Annotated in this window: 3 protein-coding genes; 2 read left to right on the forward strand and 1 reads right to left on the reverse strand. The window is 44.6% G+C overall.

The window, feature by feature from the left end:
* Window positions 1–160: 160 nt before the first annotated feature.
* Complete coding sequence (locus Q0991_RS20870) at window positions 161–1,756, forward strand: B12-binding domain-containing radical SAM protein (protein ID WP_299492181.1); 1,596 nt, start codon at window positions 161–163, stop codon at window positions 1,754–1,756.
* A gap of 250 nt (window positions 1,757–2,006) precedes the next feature.
* On the opposite strand, the gene Q0991_RS20875 is transcribed toward Q0991_RS20870, so the two are convergent.
* Entirely contained in the window at window positions 2,007–2,159 is a 153-nt protein-coding gene (locus Q0991_RS20875; protein WP_299492182.1) for a hypothetical protein, read from the reverse strand.
* A gap of 32 nt (window positions 2,160–2,191) precedes the next feature.
* Between Q0991_RS20875 and Q0991_RS20880 the strand changes: the two genes are divergently transcribed.
* Entirely contained in the window at window positions 2,192–2,593 is a 402-nt protein-coding gene (locus Q0991_RS20880) for a Tn3 family transposase (RefSeq protein WP_299492184.1), read from the forward strand.
* Window positions 2,594–3,032: the final 439 nt, after the last annotated feature.

Below are 3,032 nucleotides of genomic sequence, written 5' to 3' on the forward strand. Positions count from 1 at the left end.
ACCTGATAGGGAAGAAGTAGACCTCAAGCCATCAATCATTGATGGCTTATTTTGCCGTGGAAGTGTAACCCAAAATCCCCTGTTTTTAAACCATGCCGACTTCTGTTAACCCTCTTTAAACGGTAAGCTAACTCTATTGGATAGGAGGCTTGATGGCACTATGCGAGCTTTACTTGTTTATCCCCTCTTTCCGAAAAGTTTTTGGTCATTTGAGAAAGCCCTTGCTCTGGTAGACAAAAAGGCTTTATTACCCCCTCTGGGGCTAATTACAGTTGCAGCCATCTTGCCCCAAGAATGGGAATTCAGATTAATTGATCGCAATATTGAACAACTTACAGAACAAGATTGGGATTGGGCAGAAATTGTGATTCTGTCTGGCATGATCGTCCAAAAAACTGATTTGCTGGACCTAGTTGATGAAGCGAAGCGACGGGGAATCAAAGTTGCAGTGGGCGGCCCCTATGCAACTGCCTTACCTGAAGAAGTAACCGAAACCGATTACCTAGTTTTAGATGAAGGGGAAATCACCCTACCCATGTTTGTGGAGGCATTAGAGAGGGGAGAAGCTTCCGGTTTCTTCCGGGCTGAGGAAAAGCCTGATGTTACCACTACCCCTATCCCTCGGTTTGATTTACTCAAATTTTCTGCATACGACAATCTCTCTGTTCAGTTCTCGAGGGGCTGTCCATTCCAGTGTGAATTCTGTGACATTATCGTCTTGTATGGCCGCAAACCTCGCACTAAAACACCTAGCCAGCTCATCTGTGAGTTGGAGCGCCTTTACGATTTAGGATGGCGTGGCTCCGTGTTTCTCGTTGATGACAACTTCATCGGGAATAAGCGCAATGTCAAATTGCTTCTCAAGGAATTACAAGCTTGGATAACACAGCGGAATTACCCGTTCAGTTTTTCTACTGAAGCATCCGTTGATCTCGCTCAAGATACAGAGCTGATGGACCTGATGGTTGAGTGTAATTTTAAGAGTGTGTTTTTAGGGATAGAGACCCCTGATGAGGCCAGCTTAAAGGTAACGAAAAAATTTCAGAATACTCGTGACTCCCTCAGTGAAGCAATCGATGCTATTTCAAAGAGGGGACTGCGAATTATGGCAGGATTCATTATTGGATTTGATGGCGAACAACCTAACGCGGGCAACCGGATTATCGAGTTTATTGAGAGAACCAACATTCCCATTGCGATGTTTAGTATGCTTCAAGCACTGCCAAACACTGCACTTTGGCATCGTCTGGACAGCGAGCAGCGGTTAGTCAACCAAGATGGAAATATCAACCAAACCACATTGATGAACTTTGTTCCAACACGTCCTATTACTGATATTGCGAATGAATTTGTAGACGCCTTTTGGCAACTATACGAACCCGAACAATATCTAGCAAGGACTTTTCGCCATTTTATGTCTATGGAGGTTGCACCTAAACCCACACAGCGATTACGGATGAAGTCTCTAACTATTCAAAGGAACGATTTACGAGCATTACTAACCTTGAGTTGGCGACAGGGTGTTGTGCGAAAAACCCGTTGGCAATTCTGGCACAATTTAGGGCGGATTGTTTGGAAAAGTCCCCATCTTGCGACTCATTATTTGACAGTTTGTGCTTTTTTTGAACATTTTTATGAGTATCGCCAGGTTGTCCGTGACCAAATCCAAGGACAGCTGCAGCAATACTTGGCTATAGGTTCATCTCATCATCATGATCAAGATTACATAGATCCCATCATCACCCAATCTGCATGACGTTCCTCGTTCTTTCGGATTTTGTGGAGAGGCCTGAAAGTCAGTGCCTGTAACCATTCACTGAACCTGCAATCAGAAGATTCTGTAGCTAGTTGGCCCCAAACAATCGAAGCTGCGTTTTACTGCCATTTAATATATATGTACTAAAATATTCACTCAACTTTTAGGCTAGATTGACTTGAATTTCTCTTGGAACCTAGTCTGGGTATAATTCAAAGCGTTTCAGCCGCAAAATCTAGAGGTTTAGTGATCACCTTTTTCTTACTGTCCCACCAAGTAAGCGCTGTCCAGATTCTTCCACAGAACCATCCCCATTGACGTAGGTGTAGAGAGTAGCCGTTGATATTCCCAGCTTTTGCGCCACCTCTTTCGCGCAAGCCTTTGGATCGCCCATAGCAGTCATGGACAGCCCCAGCCCATGTGATTGTCCAGAGGTTGACCAATAGTTTTCCGGCTGACCGGCTCTCAAAGGCGTTTACGAATCTGGGGCAGATCCTCAAGACCCAGTACATCTTGCGCTATCTGACGGATGCCAATTTGATGCAGATGGTTCAGCTTCAGCTCAACAAAGGAGATTACCATAACAAGTTACCGCGACGGGTGTTCTTTGCAGATCAAGGGGAGTTCACGACGGGCGATTACGAGGAAATCATGAATAAGGCGAGCTGCCTGAGCCTGGTCTCCAATGCGATCCTTTACTGGAATACTCTCAAGATCAATGACATTGTTGAAAGCCTCAGAGCGCAAGGAGAGGTGATTACCAATGAGACCCTATCTCATATCTCTCTGCTGCTGTGGTACCCAATGGGACGTACTTTATTGATGATTTATAGCTGAAAAGGCTGTGGGGAAAGGGATTGAGGTGAAACCGTAACTTTTTGTTAAAATGCCCCCGCTGGTCCAAGTCGTTAGGTTGCAGGCTGAATCAATATCTAGACCATGGCCTTGCTTAGAGCCCATCTTTTCCAGTCCTCCATCTATTGAGCTGATGGAATTGAACACCGAAGGATTTACATCGGTAACGGAGATTTAAAGCTTGACATACTGAACTGAACAGTTTAGTTTTTAATTAGAACTAAACTGTTCAGTCAATTTTAACTAGAAATAAGAGGGCTTTACTATGACTTATGACATGCTAATTAACCTACCGGATGCAGAGCGAACAGCTTTAGGACATGTAGCACTTTCAGGGTTAATGACAGTAGCCCGTCTCAAAGGAAATCCCTCCAGCAAAACGATGGCTGCAATCATGGCCGTTCGAGATCACCGAATTCGC

Source organism: Acaryochloris sp. IP29b_bin.137 (genome assembly GCF_028285745.1).
GTDB lineage: Bacteria > Cyanobacteriota > Cyanobacteriia > Thermosynechococcales > Thermosynechococcaceae > Acaryochloris.

Bases quoted from the DNA above. Each gene is read 5' to 3' on its own strand.
- Q0991_RS20875 (WP_299492182.1), bottom strand. From the start codon at position 2,159: ATGACTGCTATGGGCGATCCAAAGGCTTGCGCGAAAGAGGTGGCGCAA.
- Q0991_RS20870 (WP_299492181.1), top strand. From the start codon at position 161: ATGCGAGCTTTACTTGTTTATCCCCTCTTTCCGAAAAGTTTTTGGTCA.